This is a genomic window from Sporosarcina sp. YIM B06819, assembly GCF_033485175.1.
GTDB lineage: Bacteria > Bacillota > Bacilli > Bacillales_A > Planococcaceae > Sporosarcina.
This window is the reverse complement of sequence record NZ_JAWLIQ010000014.1, coordinates 1-18,557: the sequence shown is the minus strand read 5'-3', so window position 1 is coordinate 18,557 and position 18,557 is coordinate 1. Positions and strand designations below refer to the sequence as shown.

Below are 18,557 nucleotides of genomic sequence, written 5' to 3'. Positions count from 1 at the left end.
GCAAGAGTTTTTTATCATTTTTTCTTTGGAATTTTTACCGTAATTGTGTAAAAGTCTTCGGAATCTTCTTCTTCAGTTTTCAAATCAATTCCACTCTTTGTTACAAGAACTAGTGATTGTCTAATCGTATTAACTGCGATGCGGACATCTTTACTGACTGACTTTCTCCTCGGGGCTTTTCTTTTTTCTTTTTCCTCTTCAGGATTTAACAATTGTTGAATTCTAGCTTCAAGCTGTTTGACATTCAATTGTTGCTCGATAATTTCTTTATAGAGTCGTAGCTGCAAATCACTTTCTTTTAAAGGAATTAGCGCACGTGCATGTCGCTCTGACAGCTCCTTCGTTAAGATAGCAGTTTTAATTTCTTCTGGCAGCTTCAATAATCTCAACTTATTTGCAACAGTCGATTGACCTTTTCCAAGTCTTTGCGCCAACGCTTCTTGTGTTAATGAATGAAGTTCAATGAGCTTTTCATAAGCAAATGCTTCTTCAATTGCAGTCAATTCTTCACGTTGTAAGTTTTCGATAAGCGCAATCGATGCTGTTTCTTTATCGTCAAGCTCCCGAATGATTGCTGGAACTTCTGACCATCCGAGTTTTTTCATCGCACGATATCTTCGTTCTCCAGCGATAATTTCATACGCGTCGTCAATCTTTCGGATCACAATCGGTTGAATAACACCATGGATGTGAATGGTCCGAGCAAGTTCTTCAATCTTCTCTTCTGAAAAAATTGTGCGCGGCTGATATTTATTCGGTTTTATAGATTCTATTTTCACTTGTTCGATTTTCTCTTGATGATTACCTTCGCTTACTAGTGGATCTATCTCCATAGCCATTGCTATTTCTTTATCTCCACCTCCAAAAAAACGTGAAAAAGGACTTTTCATTCCCGGCACCACCTTTTCAAGACTACTCCCTATTTTGATTGCTTCATCATAGGGATAATTTATCCTTTTTGATTATGTTCCACGTGAAACAGGTTATCAGGAAGCAATGCAGTTCAATTCCTCCCTGATAAAGCCCCCGGCGTATGTCATGGATTTTTTAGTGGAGCTTAAGAAGGCAGTCTAAGTACGCGACATCCTGTCGCAACGACTGCATGACCTACTTCCTGTAGGCCCCAAGCTTGAAAAAAATCCAGACTAAATTACGCCAAGGCGTAATTTATTGTATCGGTGTTTTATTTGGAACACCTGGTTTACGTGGATACTTTTTAGGCGTTTTCTTTTCTTTATCAAAAACAAAGATATTTCGTTCACTGTTTTCAACTGGTAGCTTGAATGAGTGTTCTTCCTTGATAAGTGCGCCGAGAATGGCAAGTGATTTTTTGGCATCTGAAAGTTCATCGTCCGCAGCGGCGCCTTTCATGGAAATAAAGATTCCACCTAATTTAACGAGAGGCACACATAATTCAGCGAGTACTGACAGGCGTGCAACCGCGCGCGCAGTAACCATATCAAAATTTTCACGATACAATGGGTTCTGTCCGAAATCTTCTGCTCTCGCATGGACAAAATTCACATTTGTAAGTTGAAGCTCCTCTGCCAATGTCCCCAAAAATCCAATCCGCTTATTTAATGAATCGACTATGGTTACATCGAGGTCAGGGAAGCAAATTTTCAAAGGAATACTTGGAAAACCGGCTCCAGCTCCGACATCGCAGATTGTTTTTCGTCCATTAAAATCAATGTAAAAAGCAGCAGAAATTGAGTCGTAGAAATGTTTCAAATAAACTGACGGTGCATCTGTGATAGCCGTTAAGTTCATTTTTTCATTCCACTCTACAAGTAGCTCAAAATACTTAGCAAATTGCGCTATTTGCGTTTCATTCAATTCGATGCCTTGTTCCTTCAATGCTTGTACAAATTGCTCTTCATTCAATTAAATATCCCCCTTGTAAAAGAAAAGCGTAAGACCATCATTACTTATCCCGAAATTTTGGCAATCTTCCCTTGTTCGATATAGACGAGAAGAATTGAAATGTCAGCCGGGTTAACGCCGGATATTCGAGATGCTTGCGCGATGGACAAAGGTCTAACTTCATTCAACTGACTTTTTGCCTCCGTCGCGATACCAGATATTGCATTGTAATCAATATTCTCTGGTATTTTCTTGTTCTCCATCTTTTTCATTTTCTCTACTTGCTGCATTGATTTTTCAATATAACCTTCATACTTAATAAAAATCTCGACTTGTTCTTCCACTTCTTCAGAATTTTTTTCTGTTGGAGGAACAATCCGTTCAATTTGGCTATAATTTATTTCCGGGCGCTTCAAAAGATCCGCAGCTTTCATCGGTTCTCTTAGTTCAGTACCACCCGTTTCACGAATAATCCCCTGAACAAGCTCGTCAGGTTTAATCGATATTTTGCGTAATCTATCAATTTCTTCTTCGATATGTTGTTTCTTCAGAAGATAAGCTGCATGTCGTTCTTCACTAATCATGCCAAGTTCATACCCTATTTCAGTTAAGCGTAAATCTGCATTATCGTGGCGTAGCAATAGTCGGTATTCTGCACGTGATGTTAGAAGCCTGTATGGCTCGCTTGTACCTTTTGTGACAAGGTCATCAATCAAAACACCTATATATGCATCTGCACGGCCTAGGACGCACTCCGCCTTCCCTAGAACGCGTGAAGCTGCGTTAATCCCAGCCATGATTCCTTGTGCTGCCGCCTCTTCATAACCAGATGTACCATTCAATTGGCCTGCTGTATATAAATTACGAATCTTTTTTGTTTCAAGTGTCGGCCATAATTGTGTTGGAACGATTGCATCATATTCAATCGCATAACCAGCACGCATCATTTCAGCCTTTTCAAGTCCTGGAACACTTTCAATCAGCTGTCTTTGGACATGTTCAGGTAAGCTTGTTGATAATCCTTGGACATACACTTCTTTGGTATTTCGACCTTCAGGTTCAAGGAAAATCTGATGACGTGATTTATCGGCAAAACGCACAATTTTATCTTCAATAGACGGGCAATAACGAGGCCCTTTCCCTTTAATGACCCCCGAATACATCGGCGATAAATGAAGGTTTTCGTTAATAATTTCATGTGTTCTCGGCGATGTATACGTGAGCCAGCATGGCAATTGATCCATAATGAATTCAGTTGTTTCAAAACTGAAAGAACGCGGTACATCATCACCTGGTTGGATTTCAGTTTTACTGTAATCGATTGTTCGACTATTGACGCGTGGTGGCGTACCTGTTTTGAATCTCACCATCTCGAATCCGAGTTCTCGAATATTATCTGCCAGTTTTATGGAAGGCATTTGATTATTCGGGCCACTTGAATATTTCAAGTCCCCGATAATAACCTCTCCGCGTAGGAATGTACCCGTTGTGACAATCACCGTCTTGGCGCGGTATAATGCCCCTACTTGCGTGATCAGACCTTTTACTTCATTATCTTCGACAATTAATTCTTCCACGACTCCTTGATGGAGCGTTAAATTGTCCTGTTCTTCGAGAAGACGTTTCATTTCTTGTTGATAAAGGACCTTATCGGCTTGCGCACGAAGTGCACGTACAGCAGGTCCTTTTCCTGTATTCAACATCCGCATTTGGATGTGTGTTTTATCAATTACTTTCCCCATTGCACCGCCAAGTGCATCAATTTCACGTACGACAATCCCTTTTGCAGGACCGCCAAGTGAAGGATTACAAGGCATAAAAGCAATCATATCGAGATTCATTGTTAGTACAAGCGTCGATGCACCCATTTTGGCAGCGGATAATGCCGCCTCAACACCGGCATGACCGGCCCCAATGACAATAACATCGAACGTGCCTGCTTCGAATTGTGGCATGTTCTTCTCTTCCTTCTTTCTATTTGTTATTTTCCGAGGCAAAATTGTGCGAACAACTGGTTAATTAAACTTTCCTGGACAGTATCCCCGATAATTTCACCGAGAATTTCCCATGTCCGTATGACATCAATCTGTATCATATCGACTGGAACACCTGCTTCAGCTGCGCCTATTGCATCTTCAATAGTTGCTCGCGCGTTGTGTAGCAATGCGATATGTCTTGCGTTGGATACATATGTGAAATCCCCTGACTCTAAATTTCCTTCGAAAAAGAGCCCAGCAATTGCTTCTTCTAATTCATCGATCCCTTCATCTTTCAAAAGGGATGTAGTAACGAGCTTTCCATTAGCCGAGAGATCTTTCACTTTCGCTAAATCAATTTTCTGTGGAAGATCGGTTTTATTAACGACAATAATGGCATCCATTCCCGCTATCGCTTCAAAAAGGCGCTCATCTTCTATAGAAAGCTCTTCAGAACTATTTAAAACAAGTAAAATTAAATCGGCTTCCTTTAGTACTTGCCTTGACCTCTCAACACCTATTCGTTCCACGATGTCTTCGGTTTCCCGTATTCCAGCAGTATCGACAAGACGAAGCGGAACACCTCGAACATTGACGTACTCTTCAATAATATCACGCGTCGTCCCTGCTATGTCAGTTACGATTGCTTTATTTTCTTGAACGAGGCTATTTAGCAACGAAGATTTACCCACATTCGGTCTGCCCACAATAACGGTAGATAGCCCTTCCCGAAGAATTTTTCCTTGGGATGACGTACGTAATAATTGATCAATTTCATTTTTTACCCATGTCCCTTTTTCAATCATGAGAGGGATTGTTACTTCTTCGACATCATCATACTCTGGATAATCGATATTCACTTCGACTTGCGCTAATGTTTCAAGAAGTGCTTGTCGTAAGTCGCCAATTAACCGTGAAAGTTTTCCTTCCATTTGGTTCAGCGCAACATTCATGGCACGGTCCGTTTTCGCTCGGATCAAATCCATGACTGCCTCCGCCTGTGACAAGTCAATTCGTCCATTAAGGAATGCACGTTTTGTGAACTCACCCGGTTCAGCAAGACGGGCACCTTCTTTTAACACTAGTTGGAGCACCCGTTGAACAGCGACAAGGCCTCCATGACAATTCACTTCAATCACGTCTTCACGTGTAAATGTTTTTGGTGCTTTCATAAGAGAAACCATTACCTCTTCAACAACCTCGCCTGTGGAGGGATTTGCCAAATGACCATAATGGATTGTATGTGATTGTTCTTCAATTAACTTTTTTCCTGACGGAGAACGGAAAATGCGATCTGCTATTTGAATAGCTTCGTCTCCGCTGAGTCTGACGATGGCAATCGCGCCTTCCCCCATCGGAGTTGAAACCGCGGCTATTGTATCAAAATGCACATTCTTCACCTTCCTAGCTTAGTTATTCACATGTGGATAAACCATTTTCGAACATGACTATCTAACATAATATAGTATCACAAAACGGCTAATCCTTCTAGCGTGAGGAGCCTAAATATGTGGATAAGTTTCAACTTTATTTCATTAAAATAAAAAACTCGCAAAGACAGCTACGTCTTCGCGAGAAATTATTATATCATCGTACGGATTCGATGACGAGATATCTAAATGGATCTTTACCTTCCGAATACGTTTCGATATCCAAGCGATTCGACAACGCATTATGGATTACTTTTCTTTCGTAAGAAGGCATTGGCTCCAGTTGTACTTTTCGTCCCGTTCGTACAGCTTTATCAGCCATTCGATCGGCCAGTTGTTCTAGTGATTGTTCACGACGTTCCCGATAATCGCCTACATCGACTCGAACTACTTTGAATTGATCGGCTGATTTATTTGTAACAAGCTGGGCTAGTTGTTGAAGTGCATTCAAGGTTTGCCCTCGTTTTCCGATTAAAAGTGCAGCTTTTGCACTTTCCAATTGGAAAGTGACGTATTTACCGTCGATTTCATGGCTGACTTGAATATCTTCAATTCCCATACCGATTGCAATCTGTTGCAAATAATTTTCTGTTTCTTTAATGGCCGCTTCAGCAGATAATTCTTCGACTGGTACTTGTTGTTGCGGGGCCACTATAGTTGATTCGATAACGATTTCTTCTTTCAAATCAATAATAGGCGCTTCGGGTATGACAATTTTTTCAAGGACGGAAGGTTCGTCTACATGTATAACCGTTACGGTCACTTCAGCTTCTTTTGCACCAAAACCAAGAAATCCTTTTCTCCCTTGATCGATCACTTTAACTTCAACTTCGTTACGTGTAACGCCGAGTGCTGCTACTGCTGACGAGATCGCCAATTCAACTGTGGCTCCCCTTCGCGTCATCCTTGTCATTTTCTTTTCCCTCCTACTTTTACAGGCTCCACTTCTTCTTTCTTAAATGGTTTGTAAATAAAGATATTTTGAATAACTGAAATGATATTTCCGATTACCCAATACAGTGCAAGTGCAGCTGGTAAGAATGAACCGAAAATCATGATCATAAATGGCATGATATACATCATTACCTTCATTTGGGGATTCCCCATTGCCGGGCCTGTCCGCAATACGATGAACTGCATAAGTCCTGCAATTACTGCAAGCGTAATACTTGGTGCTGCAAGTTCAAACCATAGGAATTTACCGATATCATACGTAACATTCATACGACTGATGGCATGATAGAAGCCAAAAAGGATTGGCATTTGGATAAGAACCGGTAAACAACCCGCTGCTGGATTGATTTTTCGTTCAGACATTACTTTTTGCATTTCTTCGCGATACTTCTGTTGCGTAACGGCATCTTTTGACTTGTACTTTTCTTTCAATGCATTGAGTTCCGGCTGAACTTCTTGCATTCGCTTCGAACTTTGCGTTTGTTTAATCATTAATGGAAGCAAGACAAGTCGAATGATGATTGTAACTGCAACAATTCCCCACCCATATGTCCCCAGTAAATCTTTGAAAACTATTATTAACGACACAAGCGGCCAAACAATATACTTGTTCCAAAATCCTTCACTGTCTACAGAGATTGGCTGATTGAATTCAGAACATCCCGCTAGGAATACCGATAATGCTGTCAGCATTAAAAGTAACGCTACCTTCTTTTTCAAATTGGTTCCCCCAAATCATATCTTTTTCCTTGGAAGCAAATGAAATACCATTCGCCTTTTTATTGAAGCTATTTCAAGTTTATCATTTTAAATTGTATCCTTCTACTTCTTCTTTAGTACACGTGCGATACGTAAAACATGTTGCAAACTTTTTTTGGTTTCATGAAAATCAAGTGTGGCCGCCTGATGCCTGGCGATGATGACATAATCCATATCATTCCGTAATTCGTCTTTCATTTCTAGGAAAGACTGCCTTAAATAACGTTTAATACGGTTTCGTGTGACTGCGTTCCCAACCTTCTTACTAACGGAAAGGCCAATTCGAAATTCCGGCTGCTGTTCCTTCCTATATGAATAAACAACAAATTGCCGGTTGGCGACTGATTTTCCTTTTTTAAAAACGTGCTGGAACTCTTCATTTTTCTTTATTCGTTGACGTTTGTTCATAAAACACACCTACTTCGTCACTTAAATTTGATTTTCAATAGAAAAAAAGACCACTGAGGCAGTGGCCTTATGCTGAAAGCACTTTTCTTCCTTTGCGTCGACGAGCTGCAAGAACTCTACGTCCGCTTTTCGTGCTCATTCTCGCACGGAAGCCGTGAACTTTACTACGTTTACGTTTATTTGGTTGGAATGTACGTTTCATTGTTTAAGACACCTCCTGCGTGATTGTCTGTTTACTACATGACAGTCTTGAATAGTATATCGGTATTTCACAGTAAAAGTCAACCTTTTTTTATTGAACAAAAAATTGATACATACATTTGTTGTTACGCTTATGTTAATTAGTTATCCACACCTTCGTCAAATTTCTTGCGATGACCGTGTGCATACTATTTCACGGAACTTTTTTTATCCACATACCTTATCGACACGTTTTTCACATATTAAGGCCTGTGGATAAAGGTTTCATCCACATTTGTAAGCCTTGTGGATAAGACTGAAGAATCCTTGTAATCCGTTCCGATTCCTGATACAATGAGATGGATTTTGTTGTGCACATAATTTTATAGCGATTTTGTTATCCACACTTGTTGATAGGTTGTGGATAATTTTTTCAACATTTTTGTATAATTGTTATCCACACGAGTGGAAACTGTGTATAATACATATCCTCGGGTTTTATTTGAATTCAGCAAAAGACCCCATTTCTATAAATTACGTGATACATGCAAGAAGCCTTTTATTCAGAAAGTGTTCAAACACTACCTGAATGCAAATAAAGCCTCTAGCGGATATCACGGATTTTTTACTGTAAAGGAGGCAAGAGATTGGAACACTTAGAAGAATTATGGAGCGAAGTATTGTCGAAAGTTGAGCAGAAAATTTCAAGGCCTAGTTTTGAAACCTGGCTTAAATCGACAAAACTCATGTCGTATGGCGAAGAAAACGTCACAATTGCCGTACCAAATTCATTCGCAAAAGAATGGCTTGAAACTCACTATGTACATCTGATTACTGGCATCTTATCTGAACTGACTGGTGAAGATCGAATCATTCATTTTGTCGTTCCAGAAGATATGGTAGAAAATGATTTTATGGTACCTAAACCAACCGTGAAGCCCATTGAAACAGCTCCGGCGGTAACAGCACCTGGTATGCTCAATCCTAAATACACATTCGATACATTCGTAATTGGTTCAGGAAATCGTTTTGCCCATGCTGCATCACTTGCAGTAGCTGAAGCACCTGCAAAAGCTTATAACCCATTGTTCATCTACGGAGGGGTTGGGCTTGGAAAGACCCACTTAATGCATGCAATTGGACATTATGTACTCGAACAAAACCCATCAGCAAAAGTAGTTTATCTTTCTTCTGAAAAATTCACGAACGAATTCATCAACTCAATCCGCGATAACAAAGCTGTCGAATTCCGGAATCGTTATCGGAACGTAGACGTACTTTTAATAGATGATATTCAATTCCTTGCTGGAAAAGAACAAACACAAGAAGAATTCTTCCATACATTCAATACACTTCATGAGGAATCAAAACAGATTGTCATTTCAAGTGACCGACCACCAAAAGAAATTCCAACACTTGAAGATCGACTTAGATCGCGCTTTGAATGGGGTCTTATTACAGACATAGCCCCTCCGGATCTAGAAACTCGGATTGCCATCTTGCGTAAAAAGGCCAAGGCAGATGGACTTATTGATATCCCCAACGAAGTCATGCTATACATTGCCAACCAGATTGACTCGAACATACGTGAACTTGAAGGCGCACTTATACGTGTCGTTGCCTATTCATCCCTTGTCAATACAGATATGAATACAGATCTTGCTGCCGAAGCGTTAAAGGATATTATTCCAAATTCGCGACCTCGTACCGTAACCATTCTCGACATCCAAAAGGCTGTTGGAGAGCACTTCAACATTCGATTAGAGGATTTTACAGCAAAAAAAAGAACACGATCCATTGCTTTTCCACGCCAAATTGCCATGTATCTATCACGAGAATTGACGGATTCCTCATTACCTAAAATCGGTTCTGAATTTGGTGGCCGAGATCATTCAACTGTGATTCATGCACATGAAAAAATCAGCAAAATGCTGAAAGACGATCAAGGACTTCAACAAGATATCCAAGATGTACGTAATGCACTTGGTAGAGGATGACCTGTGTATAACATAGAATAAGGGATGCATGCTCATAAACAGTTTATGCACATGTGGAAAACCTTAATAGGCCGAGGAATAAGTGGCTTATCCACATTTCCACAGCCCCTACTACTATTACTACTAATTTATTAAACATTAATACTATATAAGCGAGGGTATAGAATGAAAGTTGAAATCATGAGAGATCGATTAATCGATGGATTAAGTGATGTAATGAAAGCAATCAGTCACAAAGTTGCTATTCCAATTTTGACGGGTATAAAAATTGATGTGGATGATAAAGGAATGACAATGACAGGTAGTGATTCTGATATTACGATCTGTACGTTTATTCCTGCCGAAGAAAACGGAGAACAAATCATACGTGTTTTTGAAAAAGGAAGTATTGTATTACAGGCAAAAGTTTTTAGTGAGATTGTACGAAAACTCCCAACAAATGATGTAACGATAGAAGTTGTCAATGGACTTCAAACGCATATTCAATCAGGTAAAACTGAATTCCATCTAATCGGATCAGATGCAGAGGATTACCCAGTCTTACCCGAGGTAAAAGACGAGTATCTCTTTTCATTACCATCGGATCTGATGAAATCAGTCATTCGTGAAACAGTATTTGCTGTGTCCCAGCAAGAAACAAGACCCATATTGACGGGCGTTCATTGGGAAGCAAAAGACGGTGGACTTTCTTGCGTTGCTACAGATAGTCACAGATTGGCGAGAAGACTAACAGTGCCTGAAGAAATGCCAGAAGTTCCTTTCAGTGTTGTTATCCCCGGAAAAAGTCTTCAAGAATTGAATAAGATTTTGCCTGATAATAGCGAACTTGTGGATATAGTCATTGCAGATCAGCAAGTATTGTTCAAAACTCGAAATGTGCTATTTTACTCGCGTTTACTAGAAGGCAATTATCCCGATACTTCACGTTTGATTCCTTCTGAATACAAAACAACAGTAACTGTCAATGGACGTCTGCTTCTTCAAGCGATTGACAGAGCCTCTCTTCTAGCTCGTGAAGAACGGAATAATATTGTCCGATTTTCAACAGACGAAGGAAAAGTTATTGAAATCTCTTCAAATTCACCTGAAGTAGGGAAGGTTGAAGAACTGGTAGAGGCAATTAGTATTACAGGGGAAGAGCTTAAAATCTCCTTTAGCGCTAAATATATGATGGATGCATTGAAAGCAATTGATGGCCAAGATGTAGCGATTCAATTTACAGGAGCTATGCGACCTTTCATTTTAAAATCAGTGGATGATGATTCTATTTTGCAGCTGATTCTACCAGTCAGAACATATTAAACTTCGAAGGATAGTCACTCATTTGACTATCCTTTTTATTTTTATTCAACAAAGGTTTCAAAGTATGGATATCAATTACACTCTGGCGTAATTGATATCCAAGCGAAAGTCGGCTAAAATAGAGGGATACACTAATTTGCGAAGGGTTGGGGTCCAATGGAAAACCTAACGATCGATACTGAGTACATAACGCTCGGTCAATTATTAAAAATGACAGATGCAATCAGTTCTGGAGGCATGGCTAAATGGTTTTTAGAAGAACATACTGTCTATGTCAATGGTGAAGCAGAGCAACGCCGAGGTAAAAAACTTCGTCATGGCGATGTTGTTAATGTTCCTGGCGTTGGCAGATATAAAATACATGACATTTTAACTGAGCAAACGGATGCACATTGAACGACTTGCATTAACTGATTACCGGAACTATGCAACACTCGATTTATCATTTTCTCCGCATATTAATGTGTTGATTGGTGAAAATGCGCAAGGGAAGACTAACGTGATGGAAGCCATTTATGTACTTTCAATGGCAAAATCCCATCGAACATCGAATGATCGTGAATTAATACGCTGGGACCAAGAATATGGTAAAATAGAAGGAGACATTCAACGAAAGTATGGACGACTGCCGTTAGAATTAATCTTGTCGAAAAAAGGCAAAAAAGCGCGAGTCAATCATCTAGAACAAAACCGCCTAAGCTTGTACATTGGTCAATTGAATGTCGTCATGTTTGCACCAGAGGATTTGAATCTTGTAAAAGGGAGCCCTCAGGTACGCAGACGATTTCTTGATATGGAAATTGGCCAAATTTCACCAACCTATTTACATGACCTGTTAACATTCCAAAAGATCCTGAAACAGCGTAATGCTATTTTGAAAAACAATCGGGGGAAATTGGATCTTAATGATGTCATGTTTGATGTTTATACAGAGCAGTATATTCAAGTAGCTGTACAAATTATTCGTAAAAGATTTTACTTCATGCAACTTTTACAACAATGGGCGGAACCAATCCACAATGGAATTTCTCGTGGAATTGAATCACTTGAAGTCGCTTATGCAACACTAAAAGAGTTTGATTCAGGACAGACTGTTGAACAAATGGAATCTATATTCGGTCAAAAGTTGCTTGAAGTAAAGCGTCGCGAGCTAGAACGTGGGATGACATTGGTTGGACCACATCGTGACGATCTTCACTTTTTTGTGAACGGATATGATATTCAGACTTATGGTTCACAGGGACAGCAGCGGACGACGGCGCTGTCCCTTAAACTTGCCGAAATCGAGCTAGTTAAGCAAGAAGTCGGAGAAACACCTATCCTCCTTCTCGATGATGTTCTGTCTGAACTTGATGATTACCGGCAATCTCACCTCTTGAATACCATTCAAGGGCAAGTTCAAACGATTGTTACAACGACGAACGTGGCAGGGATTGACCATGACACAATTCGACAAGCAGATATCTTTGAAGTAACGGCAGGCGTAGTGGCTAAAAAAAAGGGACAATGATTACCGTTATCTTCACTTAATTAATTTTTACAATGCACGAAAATGGATAGATGTTAGACGTTCAGAAAGGAATGGTGAACAGTTTGGCAATGGAAGAGAAAGAGTTGCAGACAGCTTATGATGCGAATCAGATCCAAGTCTTAGAGGGACTCGAGGCTGTCCGCAAACGTCCAGGTATGTATATCGGGACAACTAGTTCGAGAGGACTTCACCATCTTGTATGGGAAATCGTTGATAATAGTATTGACGAGGCACTTGCGGGACACTGTGATCATATCGGAGTAACAATAGAAAAAGATAACTGGATAAGTGTCGACGATAACGGTCGTGGAATTCCGGTTGGTACCCAAGAATCTACTGGGCGTCCTGCTGTGGAAGTCATTATGACTGTGCTTCATGCTGGAGGTAAATTCGGTGGTGGAGGCTATAAGGTATCAGGTGGCTTACACGGTGTAGGTGCGTCTGTTGTCAATGCTTTGTCTGAAGTGACTGAAGTATTTGTCAAACTTGATGGTCAAGTTCATTTCATTAAGTTTGAACGTGGTGATGTGGTAGAAGAACTGAACGTAATTGGCGAGACTGACGAAACGGGGACAAGAATCCGTTTTAAAGCCGATCCAGAAATTTTTACTGAAACAACAGTATATGAATACGATATTCTGGCACATCGTTTGCGTGAGCTTGCTTATCTAAATCGGGGCCTGCGTATTACGATTACAGATGAGCGAGATGATGAAGCGCGCACTGATACTTATTACTATGAGGGCGGTATCAAGTCCTACGTCGAACATTTGAATAAAAACAAAGAACCGATCCATGAAGATCCAATTTTCATCGAAGGTGAAAGAGATGGCATTTCAATCGAAATTGCTATGCAATATAATGCTGGCTATGCCGAAAATCTGTTTTCATTTGCGAATAATATCAATACCTATGAAGGCGGTACGCATGAGTCGGGCTTCAAAACCGCACTTACACGTGTAATCAATGATTACGCTCGAAAAAATGGAGCACTAAAAGAAGCAGACCCAAATTTATCAGGCGATGACGTTCGCGAAGGTTTGACGGCTATTATTTCCATCAAGCACCCGAATCCACAGTTTGAAGGGCAAACAAAGACGAAACTAGGAAACTCTGAAGTGAGCACAATTACGAATTCACTGTTCTCGGAAGGATTCCAACGGTTCTTACTTGAAAATCCAACGACTGCGCGTCAAATCATTGATAAAAGCCTCATGGCAGCACGAGCACGTATTGCGGCAAAAAATGCGCGTGAATTTACACGTCGTAAGTCTGTACTCGAAGTTTCTAGCTTGCCAGGTAAATTAGCCGATTGTTCATCACGTGATCCGGGGATAAGCGAGCTGTATATCGTTGAAGGTGACTCGGCGGGCGGTTCAGCAAAAATGGGACGCGACCGCCATTTCCAAGCCATTCTTCCGCTTCGAGGAAAAATCTTGAATGTCGAAAAGGCACGACTAGATCGTATTTTAGGTAACTTAGAAATCCGTGCAATGATTACAGCACTAGGGACTGGGATAGGAGAAGAATTCGATCTTTCGAAGGCACGTTATCACAAACTTGTCATTATGACTGATGCGGATGTCGATGGTGCACATATTCGTACACTGTTACTAACCTTCTTCTTCCGTTTCATGCGACCACTTATTGAAGCTGGCTACGTCTACATTGCCCAGCCGCCACTTTACCGTGTGAAACAAGGGAAAACTGAAGAATATTGCTATAAAGAAGAAGAACTTGAAGAAATCCTAGGTCGGATGTCGCCTACGCCAAAACCTGTCATTACTCGTTATAAAGGTCTTGGTGAGATGGATGCGACACAATTATGGGATACGACGATGGATCCAGAGCAGCGTACATTGCTGCAAGTTGAACTTGAAGATGCCTTTGATGCAGATTTAACATTCCAACACCTAATGGGAGACGACGTTGAACCTCGTCGTAAATTCATCGAAGACAATGCAATGTATGTTACAAATATAGATACTTGAGGAACGTTGAGCTGAAAGGAGTCTAACAACATGGCAGATATGCCGAAACGTGGTGTCCAAGGCATCAACATTAGTAAGGAAATGAAAACTTCATTCCTTGACTATGCAATGAGTGTCATTGTTTCACGTGCCCTCCCAGACGTAAGGGATGGTTTGAAACCAGTGCACCGTCGTATTTTGTATGCAATGCAGGATCTTGGAAATACCGCCGATAAACCACATAAGAAGTCTGCACGTATCGTCGGAGATGTTATCGGTAAGTATCACCCACATGGTGATAGTGCTGTATATGAGACGATGGTACGGATGGCTCAGGATTTCAACTATCGATATATGCTCGTCGACGGTCACGGCAATTTCGGTTCCGTTGATGGCGACGGGGCAGCAGCGATGCGATACACAGAATCTCGTATGTCACGTATTGCAATGGAACTTCTTCGGGATATTAATAAAGATACTGTCGATTATCAAAATAACTATGATGAACAGGAAAGAGAACCGGTTGTTTTACCAAGCCGTTATCCAAATTTGCTTGTCAACGGGACAACAGGTATAGCGGTCGGAATGGCAACAAATATTCCACCGCATCATCTTGGAGAAACGATTGACGCCGTTATAGCATTAGCGGATAATCCCGCCGTGACGACAGAAGAATTGATGGAAATTATTCCAGGCCCTGATTTCCCTACTGGAGGGATTATACTTGGCCGTAGTGGAATAAGAAGAGCTTATGAAACAGGAAAAGGTTCTGTCATTATTCGCGGTAAAGTTGAAATTGAACAGAAATCAAATGGCAGAGAAACCATTATTGTTAGTGAGTTGCCGTTCCAAGTAAATAAGGCGCGACTTATTGAAAAAATTGCAGAATTAGTACGAGATAAGAAAATCGATGGTATCACGTATTTGGCAGACGAATCAGACCGTACAGGCATGCGTATCGTAATTGAAGTGCGCCGTGATGCTAATGCTAATGTATTGTTAAATAATTTATACAAGCAGACGGCATTGCAATCTAGCTTTGGTGTCAATATGCTTGCGCTCGTCGATGGCCAGCCAAAAGTTCTTGCACTAAAAGAAATTTTATATCATTACCTAGAGCACCAAAAAGTCGTCATTCGTAGACGGACACAGTATGACCTGAAAAAAGCGGAAGATCGTGCACATATTTTGGAAGGACTGCGTATAGCACTTGATAATATTGATAGAATCATCGCTCTTATTCGCGCATCTAAAACAACAGATGAAGCAAAAGTAGGATTGATGGATCAATTTGATTTATCTGACCGTCAAGCGCAAGCTATCCTTGATATGCGTCTCCAACGTTTGACAGGACTCGAGCGGGACAAAATCGAAAGTGAATATGAAGCACTACAGCTCTTAATGGCAGAACTTCGCGCTATTCTTTCCGATGAAATGAAACTGCTTGAAATTATTCGTGAAGAATTACTAGAAGTGAAAACCCGTTTTGAAGATAAACGCAGAACGGAAATCACGCTAGGCGGAGCTGAAATGATTGAGGACGAAGATCTTATTCCAGTCGAGAATTCAGTATTGACACTTACACATAACGGTTATATTAAACGTCTGCCTGCTAATACCTACCGAAGCCAACGTCGAGGTGGTCGTGGAATTCAAGGAATGGGTACGAATGACGATGACTTCGTCGAGCATCTTTTGAATACATCGACGCATGATACAATTCTATTCTTTACGAGTAGAGGGCGGGTATTCCGGACAAAAGGCTATCAAGTGCCTGAATTCAGCCGGACTGCCAAAGGATTACCGATCATCAACCTACTAGGTGTAGACAAAGATGAAAAAGTAACAGCAATGATTCCTGTCGCAGTGTTTGAGGAAGATAAGTACTTATTCTTTGCGACTCGTAGTGGTATCGTCAAACGCACACCTGTTACAGAGTTTGCTAATATCAGATCAAATGGTTTGATTGCGCTAACGCTACGTGGCGATGATGAACTTATTGGAGTCAAAATGACGAACGGTGAAGACAATATTGCCATCGGTACGAAAGATGGGATGTTGATTAAATTCAACGAAGTAGAAATCCGCTCTATGGGACGGGTAGCTGGCGGCGTACGTGGTATTCGTTTACGCGAAGGTGACATTACAATCGGCATGGATATCGTGCACGAGGGCGATGAAATTCTAGTTGTGACAGAAAAAGGCTTCGGAAAACGTACGCCTGAAGAGGAATACCGTATTCAATCGCGTGGCGGTTACGGATTAAAAACATTGAATGTCACTGAGCGTAACGGTTTACTTGTGGCGATGAAGACAGTAGATGGTACAGAGGATCTTATGTTAATCACAATCCATGGTATTTTAATCCGTATGGATATCGAGGATATTTCTGTTATCGGACGAAGCACACAAGGAGTACGTCTAATCCGATTAGGTGAAGACGAACTTGTTGCGACTGTTGCTAAAGTAGAAAAAGAAGACGATGAAGAGCTTGACGACAATCAAGTCTTAGAAGGTGAAACTCTTTCGGAGGCTAAAGAAGATTTAACAGTGTCGCCAATCGTAGAAAAAGACGAAGATAGCGAATCTTGAACATGAAGAAGTTATTGAAGTGGCTGAGTCAGTCATTTCAATAACTTTTTTTATCGTTTAATTGAAATGTTTAGAGTATGATAAAGGGAACTATGAGGTGAAAGTGGGGAGCCTTGATGACAGACACATATATCAAAACGAGTGATTTACGTCCTGGTCTTGTAATAAGTGAAGATATTTTCGTAAACACAATCTATCCAATCGTTAGAAAAGATACTGAAGTTTCACTTGAGCATATAGAGATTTTGCAGGTTTTTGGTGTGCAAAAGGTTAAAATTCATGAACGCCTTGTTGTGAAAAAAGAACAAGTACATAAAGTTAATCAAGAAAATCCAGTAGACCCAGATGATATTCTCGCCAAAATACCGATGGAGCAACTGGACATACAAATACAGTATGGCCGAGCAGTCCAAAGTTATAAAAAAGAATTTATTGGATGGCGGTCAGGCATACGACCAGATATTGCAAAAGTTCGTTCGATAGCAATTCCTTTATTGGAGGAGTTTTCCAATCAAAAAAGGGTATTAACCATTTTAAATGATATGTCGGATCCTAAAGACTATATGTCTCACCATTCAATTGCTGTTGGGATATTAGCATCTGCTATTTGTTCACAGATGGGATTCCCGAAAGGGCAGGTTCTACAACTTGGACTTGCTGGTGTTTTGGCAGACTGTGGAATGGCCAAAATTGATCCATCCATTACAGAAAAGGCGGCATTTCTTACAAAAAATGAATTTAATGAAGTGAAAAAACACACAGTGTATAGCTACCAGATGATCCAAGATACCCCCCTTTTACGCCAAGAAATGAAGCTAGCTATCTTACAGCATCACGAGCGTCTTGATGGAAGTGGCTACCCGCGTGGAGACAAAATGGATCAAGTTACTGTATTTTCACAAGTACTTGCGGTAGCAGATGTTTTTCATGCAATGACATCGGAACGGATTCATCGTGCAAAGGAATCCCCATTTAAAGTGATTGAGATGATAAAGGAAGAAGAGTTTGGAAAGTTCGATATTAAGGTTGTGCAAGCATTACTAGATCTAGTAGGCAATCTTTCAATTGGAACACGTGTGCGATTGACCAGTGGTGAGGTAGGAGAAGTAGTGTTTGTTCATCGTGATGCAAGATTACGTCCAATGATCAAGAAAAGTGTAGATGGTACGATTTTGGACCTCACTACAAATCGTCATATTGCCATAGAGAAAGTATTGATTTAAAACTTGCTTTAAAGTATCCCTACTATAGAGTATTCAAAAAGCAGTCACTACCACGTGAAGTCGTCAGAAAAGCTTCGCGTGGCGACAGTTGTATTGGTTAGTAGGAGATTGAAAGTTATTTTGAAATAAGTATTGCATTTTAAAAGAGGAGGTGGTATAGTAATAAACGTTGCCCCACAGATTAATGAAAACAACAAAAAAAGAAATTGAAATTAGTTGTTGACATGTGAAGCGTAACTTGATATGATATAAAAGTTGCTTACGAAATAACAGCGACAAACAATATCAACATGAACCTTGAAAACTGAACAGCAAAACGTCAATGAAATATAGCGAGAGTGCTTAACGCATTCGAGCAAAACGTTTCTAAGT

General features: G+C 40.5%; 15 protein-coding genes. 7 read left to right on the top strand and 8 right to left on the bottom strand.

What is annotated here, in order from left to right:
- Window positions 1-14: 14 nt before the first annotated feature.
- From noc to rpmH, 8 genes are all read right to left on the bottom strand, one after another.
- Window positions 15-890, bottom strand: a complete 876-nt coding sequence (gene noc, locus R2B72_RS10775) for a nucleoid occlusion protein (RefSeq protein WP_318616535.1) — start codon at window positions 888-890, stop codon at window positions 15-17.
- A gap of 277 nt (window positions 891-1,167) precedes the next feature.
- Window positions 1,168-1,884: a 16S rRNA (guanine(527)-N(7))-methyltransferase RsmG gene (gene rsmG / locus R2B72_RS10770; RefSeq protein ID WP_318616534.1), complete on the bottom strand. Its 717-nt coding sequence runs from the start codon at window positions 1,882-1,884 to the stop codon at window positions 1,168-1,170.
- Window positions 1,885-1,928: 44 nt separating this feature from the next.
- Window positions 1,929-3,818, bottom strand: coding sequence for a tRNA uridine-5-carboxymethylaminomethyl(34) synthesis enzyme MnmG (mnmG, locus tag R2B72_RS10765; RefSeq protein ID WP_318616532.1), 1,890 nt, complete (start codon window positions 3,816-3,818; stop codon window positions 1,929-1,931).
- A 26-nt stretch (window positions 3,819-3,844) separates the two neighbouring features.
- Complete coding sequence (gene mnmE, locus R2B72_RS10760) at window positions 3,845-5,230, bottom strand: tRNA uridine-5-carboxymethylaminomethyl(34) synthesis GTPase MnmE (RefSeq protein WP_318616531.1); 1,386 nt, start codon at window positions 5,228-5,230, stop codon at window positions 3,845-3,847.
- A gap of 196 nt (window positions 5,231-5,426) precedes the next feature.
- Window positions 5,427-6,182, bottom strand: coding sequence for an RNA-binding cell elongation regulator Jag/EloR (jag, locus tag R2B72_RS10755; RefSeq protein ID WP_318616530.1), 756 nt, complete (start codon window positions 6,180-6,182; stop codon window positions 5,427-5,429).
- Complete coding sequence (gene yidC, locus R2B72_RS10750; protein ID WP_318616529.1) at window positions 6,179-6,943, bottom strand: membrane protein insertase YidC; 765 nt, start codon at window positions 6,941-6,943, stop codon at window positions 6,179-6,181. The genes jag and yidC overlap by 4 nt, the downstream gene beginning before the upstream one ends.
- 102 nt (window positions 6,944-7,045) lie before the next feature.
- Window positions 7,046-7,390 carry a ribonuclease P protein component gene (rnpA, locus tag R2B72_RS10745; RefSeq protein WP_318616528.1) on the bottom strand — a complete coding sequence of 115 codons (345 nt, stop codon included), beginning with the start codon at window positions 7,388-7,390 and terminating at the stop codon, window positions 7,046-7,048.
- A 67-nt stretch (window positions 7,391-7,457) separates the two neighbouring features.
- Window positions 7,458-7,592: a 50S ribosomal protein L34 gene (gene rpmH / locus R2B72_RS10740; RefSeq protein WP_239389984.1), complete on the bottom strand. Its 135-nt coding sequence runs from the start codon at window positions 7,590-7,592 to the stop codon at window positions 7,458-7,460.
- A 625-nt stretch (window positions 7,593-8,217) separates the two neighbouring features.
- On the opposite strand from rpmH, the gene dnaA reads away from it, so the two are divergent.
- The 7 genes from dnaA to R2B72_RS10705 all read left to right on the top strand — a co-directional run bounded on the left by dnaA (window position 8,218) and on the right by R2B72_RS10705 (window position 18,185).
- The gene (gene dnaA / locus R2B72_RS10735; protein WP_318616527.1) at window positions 8,218-9,567 is read left to right on the top strand and encodes a chromosomal replication initiator protein DnaA; all 1,350 of its coding nucleotides are present in this window, start codon (window positions 8,218-8,220) and stop codon (window positions 9,565-9,567) included.
- Window positions 9,568-9,732: 165 nt separating this feature from the next.
- Window positions 9,733-10,869, top strand: coding sequence for a DNA polymerase III subunit beta (gene dnaN / locus R2B72_RS10730; protein ID WP_318616526.1), 1,137 nt, complete (start codon window positions 9,733-9,735; stop codon window positions 10,867-10,869).
- Between the two features lie 156 nt (window positions 10,870-11,025).
- On the top strand, window positions 11,026-11,265 hold the full coding sequence (gene yaaA / locus R2B72_RS10725; protein ID WP_318616525.1) for a S4 domain-containing protein YaaA: 240 nt from the start codon (window positions 11,026-11,028) through the stop codon (window positions 11,263-11,265).
- Window positions 11,255-12,379 carry a DNA replication/repair protein RecF gene (gene recF, locus R2B72_RS10720; RefSeq protein WP_318616523.1) on the top strand — a complete coding sequence of 375 codons (1,125 nt, stop codon included), beginning with the start codon at window positions 11,255-11,257 and terminating at the stop codon, window positions 12,377-12,379. Before yaaA ends, recF begins: the two co-directional genes overlap by 11 nt.
- An 89-nt stretch (window positions 12,380-12,468) precedes the next feature.
- Window positions 12,469-14,391 carry a DNA topoisomerase (ATP-hydrolyzing) subunit B gene (gene gyrB, locus R2B72_RS10715; RefSeq protein WP_318616677.1) on the top strand — a complete coding sequence of 641 codons (1,923 nt, stop codon included), beginning with the start codon at window positions 12,469-12,471 and terminating at the stop codon, window positions 14,389-14,391.
- Between the two features lie 30 nt (window positions 14,392-14,421).
- A complete protein-coding gene (gene gyrA, locus R2B72_RS10710) occupies window positions 14,422-16,962 on the top strand; it encodes a DNA gyrase subunit A (RefSeq protein WP_318616522.1) in 2,541 nt (846 codons plus the stop codon).
- A gap of 116 nt (window positions 16,963-17,078) precedes the next feature.
- Window positions 17,079-18,185 (top strand): HD-GYP domain-containing protein, encoded by a 1,107-nt coding sequence (locus R2B72_RS10705; RefSeq protein WP_318616521.1) that lies wholly within the window; start codon window positions 17,079-17,081, stop codon window positions 18,183-18,185.
- The last annotated feature ends 372 nt before the right edge of the window (window positions 18,186-18,557 follow it).